This window comes from Pseudoxanthomonas sp. OG2 (genome assembly GCF_014192765.1).
Classification (GTDB): Bacteria; Pseudomonadota; Gammaproteobacteria; order Xanthomonadales; family Xanthomonadaceae; genus Pseudoxanthomonas_A; species Pseudoxanthomonas_A beigongshangi.
The window spans coordinates 246,901-264,746 of sequence record NZ_JACHYM010000002.1 but is presented as its reverse complement, the minus strand read 5'-3'; the positions used below and the strand labels follow the sequence as shown (position 1 = coordinate 264,746).

The window sequence follows — 17,846 nt, the reverse complement described above, 5'->3', positions numbered from 1 at the left end:
CACTGCCTTGGGAGGGAGAGTCATGAGGCACCCGGAAACTCGCAACCGCCGTTTCGCCCGCAGGATCCTGTCCTGCGCGCTCGCCAGTGGCCTGGCGATGAGCGCACCGGTGGTGTTCGCGCAATCGACCAGCGCCACCTTGCGCGGGTCGGTCCAAGCCGAGTCCACGGTCACCGTGACCAACCTGGGCACCGGCCTTACCCGCTCGGTGAAGGCATCCAACGGCAACTACAACATTGCAGGCCTGCCGCCGGGCAGCTATCGCATCGACGTGGTTTCCGGCGGGCAGAGCACCAGCCGCAACCTGACTCTGGCGGTGGGCCAGACCGCCACTCTCAACCTGGCGACCGCCGCCGCGACTCCGCCAATCGCGGGCGAGGCGACGACGCTGGACACGGTGAGCGTGACCGCGCCGCCGGTGATCGTCGAAACCAAGACCTCGGAAATCGCGACCTACGTGAGCAGCAAGCAGATCGAGGCGCTGCCGCAGAATTCGCGCAATTTCCTCGCCTTCGCCGATACCGTTCCCGGCATGCAGTTCATCAGCAGCCCGAATGGTTCGGAAAGCCAATTGCGCAGTGGTGCGCAGGGCTCGAGCAACATCAATGTCTTCATCGATGGCGTCGGCCAGAAGAACTACGTCACCCCGGGCGGCATCACCAGCCAAGACGACAGCCGCGGCAATCCGTTTCCCCAGTCGGCGATTGGCGAGTACAAGGTCATCACGTCCAACTACAAGGCCGAGTACGACCAGATCAGCAGTGCCGCGGTCACTGCAGTCACCAAGTCGGGTACCAACGAGTTCTCCGGGAGCTTCTTCTGGGACCGTACCTCGGACAGCTGGCGCAAGCCAAACGTGGTGGAAGAAAAGCGCGGCTACAAATCGCCGGAGGTTACCGAACAGTACGGCGTGACCTTTGGTGGGCCGATCATCAAGGACATGCTGCACTTCTTCCTGTCCTACGAGGCCAAGGAGTTCATCGTCCCGCGCAACGTGACGCCGCCGGCCGTGTTCGATCCCAGCGTGCTGCCTCCGGAGCTTGCCTCGATATACGGCGGATACAGTGTTCCCTTTAACCAGGATCTGTACTTCGGCAAGCTGAGCTTCCAGCCCAGTGACGCGCACCTGTTCGAATTGACCTTGCGCTACCGCAAGGAAGACTCCATCAGCCCGGGCAGCGACATCAGCGCGCCCTCGTTCTCGACCAACTTCGTCAACGACGAGAAGCGTGGCGACCTGCGCTACCAGTTCAGCTCGACCAACTGGCTCAATGACGCCCACATCACCTTCGAGGAAGCCGCGTACAACCCCAGTCCGGTGACCGCGGGGCCGGGCTTCCGCTACACGATCGTGGATCCCAACAATCCGACCGGCAATCCGCGGCTGGGCGTACTCAACCTTGGAGGCGGAGCCACGTTCCAGGACAAGGGCCAAAAGGGTTTCGGATTCCAGGATGATCTGACCTATTTCGGCTTCGAAGGCCACACCCTGAAAATGGGCGTGAAGTACAAGGACGTCGAGCTCAACGCATTCCAGCAGAACCCGCCCTATCCGCAGTACTACTTCGACGTCAACGAAAGCCTGACCCAACCCTATCGCGTCGAGTTCACCGCGCCGCTGGCTGGTCGGGCGCCGTTCGTCGAGTCCAAGAACAAGCAATTTGGCATCTATATTCAGGACGATTGGGAGGTCAACGACAAGCTGACCCTCAACATCGGCCTGCGCTGGGACTACGAAAAAAATCCCAGCTATACCGACTATGCGATCTCCGACGATCTGATCGCTGCGCTGCAGAACTGGGCGAACATCCAGAATACGGATTTCAACGTCAACGATTTCATTCCCAACGGGAAACGCAAGGATTTCAAGGACGCCTGGCAACCCCGAATCGGCTTCTCCTATGACCTCTTCGGCGATCAGCGGCATGTGATCTTCGGTGGCGCCGGACGCGCCTATGATCGCAATCTGTTCGATTTGATGGCGCGTGAGTATTACGCGGGCGCCTTCACGTCATACGAGGTCAACTTCCCGACGCCGCTGCACTCCTGCGATCCTTCGGCGACCTGCATTCCTTTCGATCCTGCAATGCTGACGCCAGCTGGAATCGCCGCCTACCTTGCCGCCAATCCGAGGCAGGGAGGAGAGGTCAATCTGCTGAACAATGATCTGAAGACGCCGTACTCGGATCAGTACAGCCTGGGCATGCGCAACCTGTTCCAGTTGTGGGGCCACGAGTGGAATTCCTCCGTGACCCTGTCGCACATCGTCAGCAAGGACGGCATCTATTTCCGGCTGGGCAACCGCTGGGAGGATGGTTCCTTCTTCCGCAATCCAGGCGCGACCTGGGGAGGTCAGCCATGGACGGTCGGAATACCGGGATACGGCTCGCTGATCCTGGGCGACAACGGCATCGAGTACAAACTGAACTCGCTGCTGATATCGCTCGATAAGCCCTATACCGCAGAGTCGGGATGGGGTTTCAATCTGGCCTACACCTACAGCGACGCCAAGGAAAACCGCACCAATGCCTCGAACGGCGAGACCTTCTATGGTGACGGGCCGCGCCTGACCAGCCGCTACTACATGTCCACCGGCGTGCCCAAGCATCGCCTGGTCCTGTCTGGCATCTACGACCTGGGTTGGGACACCATGCTCAGCGGCAAGCTGGTGCTGGCAACGCCGACGCCGCGCGACGCCACCAATTGCAATGATGCACCTTCGGCCGATTTCTGTTTCTACGATCCCTTCGAGCCGGAAGGCACGATCGGTTACAAGCAGTTCGATATGGCGCTGGAAAAGCGCTGGAATACCGGAACGGATTTGCGTTTCAAGATTCGCGCGGACCTGCTGAACGTATTCAACTGGCGCAATTGGAACCAGTTCGAGGGTTGGCGGGGTGCGGCAGGGGAGCCACGCAATCCGAAGTTCGGAAAGCGCAATGGCGACGAAATCCTGTGGCCGACGCGCACCTTCAAGCTGTCGTTCGGACTGGACTGGTAAGGCGAGAACCCAGGTGCCGGCATCCTGGGGATGCCGGCCGCCGGTCAGCAAAAAAAATTTGCCCTGACATGTAAACGATTTCAAACGAGGCCCACCCACACCGATGCCGCAAACCCGAGACTTCTGAATGACAGCGCTGTCCGTCGTGTAGTGCACACCACCGCACGGTGACGGAGGCGAACCGCGGTTCCGGCTTCGCGTCCGGGGCAGCGGTTGACGGCTAGACGAGTACGCATACGCAACACCTGACACTGTTCCAAAACAACACGCCGTGAAACACGTCCACACATCTGGAAACATGACATGACACATCGCAATCGAAGCGCTTCCCGACCCAATCGCACGCTCCTGGCGTGCGCGCTGGCGAGCTGCCTGGTGATGAGCACGCCCGCATTCGCCCAGTCCACCGGTGCCACCCTGCGCGGCCAGGTGGCCGGTGCGGCGGCGAACACCGAAGTCGTCGCCACCAATGTCGCCACGGGCGCGGTTCGCCGCACCCAGACCACGGCCAGTGGCACCTATACGCTGGTCGGGCTGCCGCCGGGCACCTACACCGTGCAGGCAGGGGGCGCTTCCCAGACCGTGACCCTGGCGGTGGCGGCCAGCTCGACCCTGAACCTGGATACGGGCGCGCCGGTGGCGGCGCCGTCCGGCGATGCCACCAACCTGGATACGGTGACGGTCTCCGCGCCGCTGCTGCGCGACGTGCGCACCTCGGAAGTCGGCAACACCATTTCCCAACGCCAGATCGAAACGCTGCCGCAGGCGACCCGCAACTTCCTGGAGTTCGCCGACACCATTCCGGGCATGCAGTTCAAGATCAACAACCAGGGTACGGCCGAACTGCGCAGCGGCGTGACCAACACCAGCTCGACCAACCTGTACATCGACGGCGTCAGCCAGAAGAGCTATGTGGAGCGCGGCGGCATCGCCGGCCAGCAGCAGAGCGCAGGCAACCCGTTCCCGCAGTTGGCGATCGGCGAATACAAGGTCATCACCTCCAACTACAAGGCCGAGTACGGCCAGATCAGCGGCGCGGCGATCACCGCGGCAACCCGTTCTGGCACCAACGAGTTCGAAGGCGAGCTGTTCTATCACTACACCGATGAGGGCATGCGCCAAAAGCTGCCCAACGAGTGGAACAAGGACAAGGGTAAGTCGCAGATCAAGGAGTGGGGCCTGGCGGTAGGCGGGCCGATCCTGAAGGATCGCATGCACTTCTTCTTCGCCTACGAGAACAAGGAGAATATCTACGCGCAGACGGTCCAGCCATCGGCCGAATCCGGAAATGTCGGCGATCTTCTACCCGCGGATCTGCGGTCCCAATTCGGTGCCGCCTATGTTCCGCTGGACGAGGACCTGTACTTCGCTAAGTTGAGTTGGGATCTCAACGAGCGCGATCGGCTGGAACTGAGCGCCCAGTACCGTGACGAAACCCAAGCCGGCAACATCGGTGGCCAGGACACGCCGGAGCATGGGCAGCAACGCATCAACAAGGACAAGCGTTCCAACTTGCGCTGGCAGCACAGCGGTGATCGCTTCTTCAACGAGTTGATCGTCACCACCGAGCGGACCGAGAACAACCCGAATCCGTTCGGCTTCGGCAACGGCCGCAAGATCGCCTGGCTGCAGGATACCGGCCAACCGGAGCCGGCAGAGCGTGCGTTGATCAATCTGGGGCCTGCCGACGGCTTCAGTGTCAAGAGTGCCATCCAGAAGGGCTGGTCGATCCAGGATGATTTGACCTTCAACAGCTTCCAGTGGAATGGCGATCACACGATCAAGATGGGCGTCAGCTTCAAGTCCATCGATCTGACGTCCAGCGACGGCCAGCCATACAACCCGCAATTCACCTACGCCTTCGACCCCGTCACCGGCGTGGTGTCGGATATCCCGTACCGGGTGGAGTTCCTGGCGCCGTTTGACGAGCCGGGCCAGTCGGCGCTGGTCAAGACCGATGCCAAGCAGTACGGCTTCTACATCCAGGACGACTGGCAGGTGAACGAACACCTGATGTTGAACCTGGGCATCCGCTGGGATTACGAAGATGTGCCGGCCTACACCGATCACGTGACCTCGCCGGCCTACCTGGCGGCGCTGTACGGCCCCGATCCGGACAATCCGGGGGAACCGTGGATCAATCGCTGGCTGAAGGGTGGCAAGGATGCGCTGAATCCGGCCGACTACATCAGCAACGGCCACAACCGCAAGGGTTTCAAGGACGCCTGGGCGCCGCGCTTCGGCTTCTCCTATGACATCTTCGGCGACGAGCGCCACGTGATCCACGGCGGCGCGGGCCGTTCCTACGACCGCAACCTGTTCAAGGATCTGGCGCTGGAGAAGACCAAGTCTGCGGTGTCGCTGGTGCGCTTCGAGTTCCAGGACCCGCTCACCGGCCAGTGCGTGCGCGAACCCGCCAGTACGGGACGCTGCCTGCCGTGGGATCCCGCTTATCTGGGCGGCATCGACGTGCTCGGCGAGGCCATCGCCGGCCGCGGCGGCGCGGAAGTCTTCATGCTCAACAACAAGCTGAAGACCCCGTACTCCGATCAGTTCAGCCTGGGCATCACCAACCAGATTGGCGAGTGGCTGTCGGACGTGACCATCCAGCGCATCATGTCGCGCGATGCGTTCGGCTTCACCCTGGCCAACCGCCATCCGGACGGTTCGTTCTTCAGCAACGGTGGCGCACCGTGGGGCGGCACCGTGCCGGGCTATGGCGGCACGATCGTCGGTGACAACGGGGTGGAGAGCAACAACACCCAGATCCTGCTGTCGCTGGAGAAGCCATACACCAAGGCCTCGGGCTGGGGCGTGAACTTCGGTTATACCCACACGCAGGGTCGTCAGAACAGCACCAATGCGGAAGATCCGTTTGCCTACTTCGACAAATCCCGGCTGGGCTACGTGCCATTCGTCAAGTCGGGCAACGCGCCCAAGCATCGCTTCACCGCAGCGGGTTCGTTGGACGGTCCGTGGGGTATTACCTTCGGCGCCAAGATCGTCCTGGAGACGCCGACCCCGCGCAACACCATCGCCTGCTTCGGCTACACGGCGTGGGACGGCTCGAACTGCCAACTGGTGGGTTTCACTCCGCCGGCCAATGGCAAGTTCCTGATTGGCGGCAAGATCTTCAGCTACCGCACGGTGGACTTCCAGGCGACCAAGGAGTTCGCGATGCCGGGCGACACCAAGCTGACCATCCGGGCAAACCTGCTGAATGCATTCAACTTCAAGAACTACATGGATTACTCGTATAACAGCTTCGGCAGCAACGGAAACTACGATCCCGATATCTCGATCGCCAAGCGCGGCAATGTCTACTACTTCCCGCGCACGGTGAACGTCGAAATCGGATACAAGTTCTGACGGCCGCGCCGCGGCATCCTCTCTCCGGGTGTCGCGGCAACGCCTTGCAATGGTCTTCCCGCGTTAGCCCGCCGCTCCCGGGAAATGGGAGCGGCGGGACACGCAGGCTCCTCCCATTTCCACGAACCCGCAACATGAATCCACAGTCCCTGCGCAACATCGTGATTGTCGGCGGCGGTACCGCCGGCTGGATGGCCGCCGCCGCGTTCGGCCGCGTGCTGGGACCGGATTACGCCATCACCCTGGTGGAATCCGAACAGATCGGCATCGTCGGGGTGGGCGAGGCGACCGTCCCGCACATCAAGGCGTTCAACCAGTTGCTGCGCATCGACGAGGCCGACTTCGTCCGCAGTACCCAGGGAACGTTCAAGCTCGGCATCGAGTTCGTCGACTGGTACCGGAACGGCCACACCTATATCCATGGCTTCGGCCAGGAAATCGGCCATCCCTACGGTCTGCTGCCGTTCCAGCAGTACTGGTTCAAGGCACGCAAGGCCGGCATGGCCCAGTCGCTGGATGCCTATACGCTCAACAGCCTGGCCGCGCGACGTGGCCGGTTCATGACCGGCGCCAGCGACGTGCCGGCGGATTCGCCGCTGGCCAACATCGCGTACGCCTATCACTTCGACGCCGGTCTCTACGCGAAATACCTGCGCGCCTATTCCGAGCGCCTCGGCGTGAAGCGGGTCGAAGGCATTGTCGATCAGGTCATCCTGGATCCCGGGAACGGACACGTCCGTTCGCTGCGCCTGCGTTCGGGCGAGGAAGTGGCCGGCGATCTGTTCATCGACTGCTCCGGTTTTCGTGGCCTGTTGATCGAGGAAGCGCTGCATACCGGCTACATTGATTACACTCATTGGCTGCCCTGCGATCGCGCGCTCGCGGTGCCGTGCGAGAAGGTGGGACCGCCGACGCCGTTCACCCGTTCGACCGCGCGCAGCGCCGGCTGGCAATGGCGCATCCCGTTGCAGCACCGCACCGGCAACGGTTACGTCTACTCCAGCGCGCACATCAGCGACGACGAGGCGGCAGCCACGTTGCTGGCCAACCTGGACGGACGGGTACTTGCGGACCCGCGCCCGCTGCGTTTCACCACCGGCCGCCGCAAGAAATGCTGGAACCGCAACGTGGTCGCGCTTGGCCTGGCCAGCGGTTTCATGGAGCCGCTGGAGTCGACCAGCATCCACCTGATCCAGTCCGGCATTTCCAAACTGCTGGAGCTGTTCCCGCGCGAAGGTTTCAACGAAGTGCTGGCGCAGCGCTACAACGACCAGCTGGCGTTCGAGTTCGAGCGCATCCGCGACTTCCTGGTGCTCCATTACAACGCCACCGAGCGCGACGATTCGCCGTTCTGGCGCCAGTGTCGCGACATGTCGATACCGGAAAGCCTGACCGCCAATCTGGACCTGTTCCGCGACAGCGGGCGGTTCTTCCGCAACGCCAGCGAGATGTTCGCCGAGATCAGCTGGGTGCAGGTGATGATCGGGCAAGGCATCGAACCGCGCGGATGGCACCCCTTGGTGGACCGCGTCCCGGACGCGGATCTCAAGCGGCTGATGGAAAGCGTGGCCGGCACGATCAGTGCCTGCGTCGATGCCATGCCGGAACACCAGCGGTTCATCGACCGCCATTGCAAGGCCGAACCGGTGTCGTTCTGATGCGCCGGTTTTCCCATTCCCACGACTGAGCCGCGAATGCGGCATCCTGAAGGGCAAGCACCGATTCGAAATGAAAACGTTTACGGGCAAAATGGGCCACACCGGGGCCAGGGAAAACCGGAACTGGACGTGGCTGGCCGGGCTGCTGGTGGTCCTGCTGGCGGCCTGCAACCGCGCACCCGCGCCGGCCGAAGCGCCCAAGGCGACGGCCGCGAAACCGGCGCCGGCGGCGGTGAAGAAACCGGAGAAACCGGAGCTGCCGCCGCTGTTCCGCGACATCGAGCGGCGCACGTTCCAGTTCTTCTGGGACACCACCAATGAACTCAACGGGCTGACGCCGGATCGTTTTCCGTCGCGCCCGTTCGCGAGCATCGCCTCGGTCGGCTTCGCCTTGACCGCGTATCCGATCGGCATCGAGAACGGCTGGGTCAGCCGCACCCAGGCGGTGGATCGCACCCTGACCACGCTGAAGTTCTTCCGCGAGCTGCCGCAGGGACCGCAGCCGGAAGGCAAGGGTGGCTACAAGGGCTTCTACTATCACTTCCTGGACATGCAGACCGGCCATCGCTACGCCAGTTGGGTGGAGCTGTCGAGCGTGGACACCACGCTGCTGATGATGGGCGTGCTGTTCGCGCAGTCGTATTACGACCGCGATGATCCGCGCGAGAAGGAAATCCGCGATTTGGCCGACGCGCTGTACAAGCGGGTGGACTGGACCTGGCTGCAGAAGAACAAGCCGCTGGTGTCGATGGGCTGGTTCCCCGAGAGCGGGACGATCCCGCACGACTGGAAGGGCTACAACGAGGCCATGATGCTGTACGTGCTGGCGCTGGGTTCGCCGACCCATCCGGTTGGTCCGGAAGCTTGGGAAGTGTGGACACGTACCTACGGCGAGTCGTGGGGCGTCTACCAGGGACAGGAATACCTGACCTTCGGTCCGCATTTCGGCCACCAGTACAGCCACGTCTGGATCGATTTCCGTGGTATCCAGGACGCCTACATGCGCGAGCGCGGCATCGACTATTTCGAGAACAGCCGCCGCGCCACCTACGCCCAGCGCAGCTACGCCATGGAAAACCCGATGAAGTGGCGCGACTATGGCGAGAACGTGTGGGGCCTGACCGCCAGCGATGGTCCGCAGCAGACCCTGCAGGAGTACCGCGGCGAACAGCGCCAGTTCCGCCACTATTCCGCGCGCGGCGTCGGTTTCCGCGAGAACTTCGACGACGGCACCATCGCGCCGACCGCGGCGATCGCCTCGCTGCCGTTCGCTCCCGAGATCGTGATCCCGGCGACCGAGCAGATGCACAAGCGTTACGGCGAGCACCTGTATTCCAGCTATGGCTTCCTGGATGCGTTCAATCCCAGCTTCGACTTCGACATCCCGCTGAAGGCCGGGCGCATCGTGCCGGGACAGGGATGGGTGGCCAGCGACTACATCGGCATCGACCAGGGACCGATCCTGACCATGATCGCCAACTACCGGAACGGTTTCGTCTGGGAAGTGATGAAGAAGAATCCGTACATCCGCAAGGGACTGGAGCGCGCCGGATTCGAAGGGGGCTGGATGACGCCCGAGGGCGCGCCCATCCAGGTGCCGGCCAACGCCGACCCGGAGGCCGCCGCCGCGCGTGCCCTGGGTACGGCCGAATCGCGGGCGGCGCAGGCCGCCGAGCAGCAATCCGAGGCGCCGGCGCGCAACCAGACCCCGCAATAAGTAAGCTGTCCGCATGGCAAGGTTCTCTCCGGCAGGCATCAGGCATCCCTCGGGTGGTGGGGGCTGCCTGGTGCGCTGCTGTCTTTTCCTGCTGGCGCTGGCGGGCGTCCTGCTGTCCGCCGGCTGCGCGCGCGAGGACAGCCGCGAGAAAGTGACCTTCTGGGCGATGGGCCGCGAGGCCGAAGTGGTCGCCGAACTGGTGACCGAGTTCGAACGCGAGAACCCCGGCATCGACGTGGAGGTGCAGAACATCCCGTGGACGGCCGCGCACGAAAAATTGCTGACCGCATTCGCCGCCGACGGCTTGCCGGATTTGTGCCAGCTGGGCAATACCTGGCTGCCGGAGTTCGCCGCGCTGGGCACGCTGGAGCCGCTGCAAGCCTACGTCGACGGCTCGAAGGTGGTGGAGCAGGCCGACTACTTTCCCGGCATCTGGGACACCGCCGTGGTCGAGCGGCAATTGCTGGGCGTGCCGTGGTACGTGGACACCCGCTTGCTGTACTACCGCAAGGATCTGTTGCGCCAAGCCGGTTTCGACAAGCCGCCGATCACCTGGGCCGAATGGGAACGGGCGATGGCGGCAATCAAGCGCAACGCCGGCCCGGATCGTTACGCCATCCTGATGCCAGTCAACGAATTCGAGCAGCAGGTTTCGCTGGCCTTGCAGATGCCGGACCCGTTATTGCGCGATCACGACAACCGCGGCAATTTCCGCAGTCCCGGTTTCCGCCGTGCGCTGGGTTTCTACGCCAACATGTTCGAGCAGGGCTGGGCGCCGAAGATGTCCGAGACCCAGATTTCCAACGTCTGGGACGAATTCTTCAATGGCTTCTATGCCTTCTACCTGTCCGGTCCCTGGAACATCCGCGAATTCAAGAAGCGCCAGCCCGCCCATCTGCGCGATCAGTGGGGCACGATGCCGCTGCCCGGTCCGGACGGCCTTGGCGCGGGCATTGCCGGTGGCACCAGCCTGGTGATCTTCCGCAGTTCCGAGCGCAAGGCGGCGGCGTGGAAACTGATCGAATTCCTGTCGCGGCCGGAGATCCAGCAGCGTTTCCACGCGCTGATCGGCGATCTGCCGCCGCGACGCAGCACCTGGGCGCATCCGGCGCTCGCCAATGACGAATACGCGCGCGCGTTCCGGGATCAACTGGAGCGGGTCGAACCCACGCCGAAGGTGCTGGAGTGGGAACGCATCGCCCAGGAAATGCGGGTGGTGACCGAACAGGTGGTGCGCGGCGGGCAGAGCCAGGAGCGGGCGGTGGAGGACCTGGACGCGCGCGTGGATGCCATCCTGGAGAAGCGCCGCTGGATGTACGAGCGCGACCATCCCGCCACGCAAGGAACGCAGCCATGATGCGGCGGACTTCGGTGGCCGGCTGGGTGTTCGCCGGGCCGGCCCTCATCGTGTTGGCGGTGTTCTTCGGCCTGCCGGTGTTCTCGGCGCTGCTGCTGAGCCTGACCGATTTCGATCTGTACGCGCTGGCCGATGCCGACAACCTGCGTTTCGTCGGCCTGGGCAATTACTGGGAGCTGCTGCGCTCGCCGATGTTCTGGAAGTCGCTGTGGAACACGACGTACTTCGTGGTTGTCGGCGTGCCGTTGTCGATCGCGGTTTCGCTGGGCGCGGCGATGCTGCTCAACGCGCCGGTCGCGCGCTTCAAGGCGTTGTTCCGCACCGCGCTGTTCGCGCCGGTGGTGACCACGCTGGTGGCGGTCGCGGTGATCTGGCGTTACCTGTTCCACACCAGCTACGGGCTGGTGAACTGGGCGCTTGGCCACTTGGGCATCGCACCGATCGACTGGCTGGGCGATCCGCGCTGGGCGATGCCGACCATCATGTTGTTCGCGGTGTGGAAGAACTTCGGCTACAACATGGTCATCTTCCTGGCCGGCCTGCAGGCGATCCCGCAGGATCTCTATGAGGCCGCGCGCATCGACGGCGCCTCCAAGTGGCGACAGTTCCTGCACATCACCCTGCCGATGCTGGGACCGGTGTTGCTGGTGGTCGGCGTGATCACGGTGTCCGGCTACTTCCAACTGTTCGCCGAACCCTACGTGATGACCCGCGGCGATCCGCTGCAGAGCACGGTGAGCGTCCTGTACTTCATGTTCGAGGAAGGCTTCAAGTGGTGGCGGCTGGGCCGCGCCTCGGCGGTGGCCTTCCTGTTGTTCCTGATCATCCTGGCGGTGACCACCGTGATGCTGCGCCTGGGGCGCAGGAAGGATCTGGTATGAGTCGTCATGCCGTTGCGCGCGAGGTCGGCGCGTCCCGCTGGCAAGGCTGGTTGGTCAACGGCGCGCTGCTGGCGCTGGCGCTGATCAGCCTGGCGCCGCTGCTGTGGATGGTGTCGGTCTCGTTCATGCCGGCCGGCGAAGCCAGCCGGTTCCCGCCGCCGTTGCTGCCCTCGGGGGCGACCCTGGCGAACTACCACGAACTGTTCGCGCGCACCGGCATGGCGCACAACTTCGCCAACAGCCTGCTGGTGTCGGGCGCCATCACGGTGGGCTCGCTGCTGGTCAACACCATGGCCGGCTATGCGTTCGCCAAGCTGCGCTTCACCGGCCGTGACCGGATTTTCCAACTGCTGCTGGCCGCGCTGGTGATTCCGGCGCAGGTGGCGATGCTTCCGCTGTTCCTGCTGATGAAGCAGTTGGGGTTGGTCAACAGTTTCGGTGGCGTGATCGTGCCGGCGCTGGCGACGGTATTTGGCATCTTCCTGGTGCGACAGTATGCGCGCAGCATCCCGGACGAACTGCTGGAAGCCGCGCGCATCGATGGCGCCAGCGAATTGCGGATTTTTTTCCAGGTCGTGCTGCCGATGCTCAAGCCGGTGCTGGTGACGCTGGCCATCTTCACCTTCATGGCGGCCTGGAACGACTTCATGTGGCCGCTGATCGTGCTGACCGACCAGGCACATTACACCTTGCCGGTGGCGCTGGCTTCGCTCTCGCGCGAACACATCATGGACGTGGAAATGATGATGGCCGGCGCGGTCATCACCGTGCTGCCGGTGCTGCTGCTGTTCCTGCTGCTGCAGCGCTATTACATCCAGGGCCTGCTGCTGGGCAGCGTGAAGGGCTGACGGATTCATTGCCCGCAATCCGGTGTAGGAGCGACGTCAGTCGCGACCGGGATGTCCGTCATGTCGGATGGCTGCCTGGTTCGGAAGGCATCGCGACTTACGTCGCTCCCACAAAGGCAAGTGGGCGATCGTTTCGACTGTGGGAGCGACGTAAGTCGCGATTCGGGATGTCTGGCCTGCTTCTTTCCGGCCTGAAGCAAGACGGTCGCGACTGACGTCGCTCCTACAAGGGGGACGGGGAGGTAGAGTATCGGCATGTCGATGGGCGAACGCGGTTTCATCCCGCTCTGGCCGCTGCCGCTGGCGGCGGCGCTGCTGTTGCTGGTGGCCACGCATCTGGCGTTGTGGCTGTCGATCCAGGCCGGACATGTGCCGGCCTGCGTGCCTTACTGGGAGGGATGCACGTCGATCAGCCGGGCGGCGCGGCACGGGCTCGGCAATCACCTGTTCCGCCTGTTGGTGATTCCGTGCGCGGTCCTGCATGGCGCGACCTGGTGGGTGGCCGGACATTGGTTGCGGGATGATGGAGGCAAGGCAGCCAGGCGGTGGATGCTGGCGCTGGGACTGTTTTCCGCGTCCGCGCTGGCGATCTACGCGACCTTCCTCGGCACCGAAGGCGAGGTCTACGGATTCCTGCGGCGCTACGGCGTGACCGTGTATTTCGGTTTCGGGTTCCTCGCCCAATTGCTGCTGATGCGGCGGGCGAGGGTGCTGCGTCTAATGCCGCCAGCGACGCTGAAGGCGATGGCCGTGCTGTGCCTGGCCATGCTCGGTCTGGGCGTGGGCAATGTCGTGGCCGGTGCGCTGGTCGCCGACGATGCATTGCGCGACCGCATCGAGAACGCGCTGGAGTGGCAATTGGGCCTGCTGCTGGTCGGCTGGCACCTGCTGCTCGCGCGTGGCTGGTGGCGCGCGCGATTCGGCCTTCGGCTGTATCGGGGAGAGGAGCCGTTGTAGGACTGATGTGTGTGGGAGCGACGTAAGTCGCGACTGCCGTTCCGAGGGGCGTGCTGACGATCCCCTGGCATTCGAGGTTCCGGTCGCGACTTACGTCGCTCCCACAGGGAAAGGGAAGCGGGGAATCAGCCGCGCACGCGGCGGACGATGGCGGCGGCCTTGGCCGAGCTTTCGCGGACCTTGTCCCATTCGCCGGCTTCCAGCCAGTTCTTGGGCACCATCCAGGAGCCGCCGATGCAGACCACGTTCGGTTGCGACAGGTAGTCGGCGGCGGTGTCCTCGCCGATGCCGCCGGTGGGGCACAGCTTCAGTTCCGACAGCGGGCCGGCCAGGCCCTTGAGCATTGCCAGGCCGCCGACGGCGGAGGCGGGGAACAGCTTGCATACCCGGAAGCCGCGTGCCATCAGTGACAGCAGTTCGGTCGGCGTGGCCGCGCCCGGTACCACCGGTACGTCCGCATCGGCCAGCGCGTCGGCCATCTCGGTCGTGGTGCCCGGCGTGACCAGGAAGTCCGCGCCCGCGTCGATGGAGCGCTGCATCTGCTCGACGGTCAGCACCGTGCCGGCGCCGATCACGATGTCCGGCAGTTCGCGCTTGAGCATCGCCAGCGCTTCCATCGCCACCGGCGTGCGCAGGGTCAGTTCGATGGCCGGCAGACCGCCGGCCAGCAGTGCCTCGGAAACCCGGCGTGCCTCGTCCAGCGTGTGCACGGTGACGACCGGCAGGATGCTGGCGGCGCGGAGGAGTTGTTCGGCTTTCTGTTGGCGGGCTTCGATGGTCATGGCGTATTCGGGTGGAGGCGTTGTCGCGGGAATGCGGAGTGACGCTCAGGCGTCCTTGGCTTCGTGCGGGGCTTCGGCGGCGTGCTCGACGTCGCCGAGTTCGTATTCCGAATCGTATTCCCAGGTGCCGTTGTGGTACGGCGGCCCGCAGGAAATCGACAGCGCGCCCTGGTCGGCCGGCGTCACCACGTCGCGGCTGACCGCGAACAGGTTGCGGCCGATGTCCAGCGCGGCGGGCGAGGTGTTCGGCGCCAGTTCGCGTGCGTTCCATTCCTCCGCCGGCACCAGTGCCTCCAGCACGCCGGCTTCGGCGTCGAGGCGGACGAGATCGCCTTCGCGCAGCTTTGCCAACGGGCCGCCGCGGGCGGCTTCCGGGGTCAGGTGGATGGCGGCGGGAATCTTGCCGGAGGCGCCGGACAGGCGGCCGTCGGTGACCAGCGCCACGCGCCGGCCCTGGTTCTGCAGCAGGCCCAGCAGCGGCGCCAGCGAGTGCAGTTCCGGCATGCCATTGGCGCGCGGTCCCTGGTAGCGCACCACCGCGACGAAGTCGTGCGGCAGCACGCCGGCGGCGTGCAGCTTGTTGAGCGCGCGCGGATCATCGACCACCACCGCCGGCGCTTCGATGAAGCGGTACTCGGGCTTGACCGCCGAGGTCTTGATCAGCGAACGGCCGAGGTTGCCGCGCAGCAGGCGCAGGCCGCCCTGCGATTCGAAGGCGTTGGCGACCGGGCGCACCACTTCGGGGTCGGCGCTTTCGGCGATGCCGGGCGCGTAGGCCAGCCGGCCGTCCTGCAGGCGCGGTTCCTCGCAGAAAGCGCGCATGCCGCCGGGGACGATGGTGGGCAGGTCGTGCATCATCCCGGCGTCGAGCAATTCGCGGAACACGAACTGGGTGCCGCCGGCGGCGGCGAAGCGGTTCACGTCGGCCTCGCCGTTGGGATACACGCGGGCAAGCAACGGCACGGTGCGCGAGATCAGATCGATGTCGTCCCAGGTGAGGACGATGCCGGCCGCGCGCGCCACCGCGACCCAGTGGATGGTGTGGTTGGTGGAGCCGCCGGTGGCCATCAGCGCGGCCATCGCGTTGACGATGGCGCGTTCGTCGATCAGGTGGCCGATCGGACGATAGTCGTCGCCGAGCGCGGTGATGCGCAGGGCGTGCTCGGCGGCGGCGCGGGTCAGCACGTCGCGCAGCGGCTGGTCCGGATTGACGAACGAGGTGCCGGGCAACTGCATGCCCATCGCTTCCAGCAGCACCTGGTTGGAATTGGCGGTGCCGTAGAAGGTGCAGGTGCCCGGCGCGTGGTAGCTGGCCGACTCGGCTTCCAGCAGTTCCTCGCGACTGGCCTCGCCGGCGGCGTAACGTTCGCGCACCTCGGCCTTCTTCTTGTTGGGAATGCCCGGCGTCATCGGCCCGGCCGGCACGAACACCGCCGGCAGATGGCCGAACGCGAGCGCGCCGATCAGCAGGCCCGGCACGATCTTGTCGCACACGCCCAGGTACAGCGCGGCGTCGAACATGTCGTGGCTCAGCGATATCGCGGTGGCCTGGGCGATCACGTCGCGCGAGAACAGCGACAGCTCCATGCCGGGGCGGCCCTGGGTGACGCCGTCGCACATCGCCGGCACGCCGCCGGCGACCTGCGCGGTGGCGCCGAGCGAACGCGCGACGTCACGGATCAATTCCGGATAGGTCTCGAACGGCTGGTGCGCCGACAGCATGTCGTTGTAGGCGTTGACGATGCCCAGGTTCGGGGTGGCGTCGGCGCGCAGGCGATCCTTGTCGGTCGGTCCGCAGGCGGCGAAGGCATGCGCCAGGTTGCCGCAGCTCAGGCGGCTGCGGTGCGGCCCGGCGGCGTTGGCCGCGTCGATGCCGGCCAGGTACGCGCGCCGCAAGGGCAGGCTGCGTTGGCGGATGCGTTCGGTGACTTCTTGGATGCGCGGATGCAGGCTCATTGGCGTCGGCTGGACTGCGAAAGGACGAGTGTGCGCCGCTGGCCGTGGGCAGGGCGTCGTCGGTGTCCACGCAGCGGCGCGTGCCGGACTGCGCCTTGCCGGGGCAGGGCAAGCATGTGTCCGGCCTGCACGCGGGTTCCAGGCCGACGTCGCCGCCGATGCGTGGCGGACAACGGAGAACCCCTCAACTTTCTACCTTTTGCGCCGGCAAAGAAAGTGACCAAAGCCAGACCAGCCCGCCATGCGGGCGGTCGGCGTTATCGGCGCGAGGCGCCGTAGGCTTCCACCGCGATCGCCGCCGCGCCGAGCAGGCCCGGACGCGGATGGACGATGGCCAGGGTCGGCACGCGCGCCATGTTGGCGGAGAAGCGCCCCTTGTGTTCGAAGCGCTGGCGGAAGCCGGAATGCTGCAGCGAGGTCAGCAGTTTCGGCACCAGCCCGCCGGTCAGGAACACGCCGTCCCACGCGCCGAGGGTCAGCACCAGATCGCCGGCGACCGCGCCGAACACGGCGCAGAACACGTCGATGGTGTTGTTGCTGCGCGCGTCGCCGGTGGCCGCGCGCGCGGTCACGTCGGCCGGCTGCAGGTTGCCCGGATCCTCGCCCGCGATCTCGCTGAGCGCGCGATGCAGGTTGACCAGGCCGGGGCCGCAGATCAGGCGCTCGATCGAGACGCGGCCGAACTGCGCCGACAGGCGTTGCAGGACTTCGATTTCCTGCGGCGTGCCCGGCGCGAAGCTGACGTGGCCACCTTCGGTTTCGAGCGGGAAATTGCGGCCGTCGCGGATGATCAGGCCGCCCACGCCCAGTCCGGTACCGGGGCCGATCACCGCGTAGTTGCGGTTGACCGGCTGCGGATCCGGCGTCCAGTCGGGAATACCAATCGCGACCACGTCCTGGCTGCCCAGCAGCGGCAGCGCCATCGCCTGGGCGGCGAAATCGTTGACCAGGCGCAGGTCGTCGAAGCCCAGCGCGTCGCGGGTGCGCGACAGCGAAATGACCCACGGATGGTTGGTGATGCGCGCCTCGTCGCCGTCGACGCGGCCGGCCACGGCGAACACGCCGTTGCGGATTTCCAGACCGGACTGTTCGGCGCCGACCTCGTCCAGATAGTGCTGGGCGGCATCGGCCAGCGACGGGAAATCCGCCACCGCGAAGCCGCGCACGCTGTCTTCCAGCAGCGGCGCGGCGGCGCTGGCGTCGGCCAGCGCGAAGCGTGCATTGGTGCCGCCGATGTCGGCGAGCAGGACCCGGTTATCGGTGCTCATGCGGGGTGATTACTCTTGAAGGGGTCGTGGCCGCAAAAAGTAGTCCGCCGCA

11 protein-coding genes are annotated in these 17,846 nt (G+C 64.9%); 8 read left to right on the top strand and 3 right to left on the bottom strand.

Annotated features, from left to right (window positions below; all coding sequences use genetic code 11):
- Positions 1-22 precede the first annotated feature (22 nt).
- The 8 genes from FHW78_RS14160 (at position 23) to FHW78_RS14125 (ending at position 13,788) form a co-directional block, all read left to right on the top strand.
- Positions 23-3,001 carry a TonB-dependent receptor gene (locus tag FHW78_RS14160; RefSeq protein WP_183641914.1) on the top strand — a complete coding sequence of 993 codons (2,979 nt, stop codon included), beginning with the start codon at positions 23-25 and terminating at the stop codon, positions 2,999-3,001.
- A 303-nt stretch (positions 3,002-3,304) separates the two neighbouring features.
- Positions 3,305-6,370 carry a TonB-dependent receptor gene (locus FHW78_RS14155; RefSeq protein WP_183641909.1) on the top strand — a complete coding sequence of 1,022 codons (3,066 nt, stop codon included), beginning with the start codon at positions 3,305-3,307 and terminating at the stop codon, positions 6,368-6,370.
- A 134-nt stretch (positions 6,371-6,504) separates the two neighbouring features.
- Positions 6,505-8,028 carry a tryptophan halogenase family protein gene (locus tag FHW78_RS14150; RefSeq protein ID WP_183641905.1) on the top strand — a complete coding sequence of 508 codons (1,524 nt, stop codon included), beginning with the start codon at positions 6,505-6,507 and terminating at the stop codon, positions 8,026-8,028.
- A 91-nt stretch (positions 8,029-8,119) separates the two neighbouring features.
- Positions 8,120-9,745 (top strand): glucoamylase family protein, encoded by a 1,626-nt coding sequence (locus tag FHW78_RS14145; RefSeq protein WP_183641901.1) that lies wholly within the window; start codon positions 8,120-8,122, stop codon positions 9,743-9,745.
- 13 nt (positions 9,746-9,758) lie between these two features.
- Positions 9,759-11,102 (top strand): sugar ABC transporter substrate-binding protein, encoded by a 1,344-nt coding sequence (locus FHW78_RS14140; RefSeq protein WP_183641898.1) that lies wholly within the window; start codon positions 9,759-9,761, stop codon positions 11,100-11,102.
- A complete protein-coding gene (locus FHW78_RS14135; protein ID WP_183641894.1) occupies positions 11,099-11,983 on the top strand; it encodes a sugar ABC transporter permease in 885 nt (294 codons plus the stop codon). Before FHW78_RS14140 ends, FHW78_RS14135 begins: the two co-directional genes overlap by 4 nt.
- Positions 11,980-12,831: a carbohydrate ABC transporter permease gene (locus tag FHW78_RS14130; RefSeq protein ID WP_183641890.1), complete on the top strand. Its 852-nt coding sequence runs from the start codon at positions 11,980-11,982 to the stop codon at positions 12,829-12,831. The genes FHW78_RS14135 and FHW78_RS14130 overlap by 4 nt, the downstream gene beginning before the upstream one ends.
- A gap of 255 nt (positions 12,832-13,086) precedes the next feature.
- Positions 13,087-13,788 (top strand): hypothetical protein, encoded by a 702-nt coding sequence (locus tag FHW78_RS14125; RefSeq protein WP_183641887.1) that lies wholly within the window; start codon positions 13,087-13,089, stop codon positions 13,786-13,788.
- Between the two features lie 125 nt (positions 13,789-13,913).
- Here the strand turns inward: FHW78_RS14125 and FHW78_RS14120 are convergent, their stop codons facing one another.
- The 3 genes from FHW78_RS14120 to glk form a co-directional block, all read right to left on the bottom strand.
- On the bottom strand, positions 13,914-14,570 hold the full coding sequence (locus FHW78_RS14120) for a bifunctional 4-hydroxy-2-oxoglutarate aldolase/2-dehydro-3-deoxy-phosphogluconate aldolase (RefSeq protein ID WP_183641884.1): 657 nt from the start codon (positions 14,568-14,570) through the stop codon (positions 13,914-13,916).
- 45 nt (positions 14,571-14,615) lie between these two features.
- Positions 14,616-16,526: a phosphogluconate dehydratase gene (gene edd, locus FHW78_RS14115; protein ID WP_183641881.1), complete on the bottom strand. Its 1,911-nt coding sequence runs from the start codon at positions 16,524-16,526 to the stop codon at positions 14,616-14,618.
- A 257-nt stretch (positions 16,527-16,783) separates the two neighbouring features.
- The gene (gene glk / locus FHW78_RS14110) at positions 16,784-17,794 is read right to left on the bottom strand and encodes a glucokinase (protein ID WP_183641878.1); all 1,011 of its coding nucleotides are present in this window, start codon (positions 17,792-17,794) and stop codon (positions 16,784-16,786) included.
- Between the last annotated feature and the right edge of the window lie 52 nt (positions 17,795-17,846).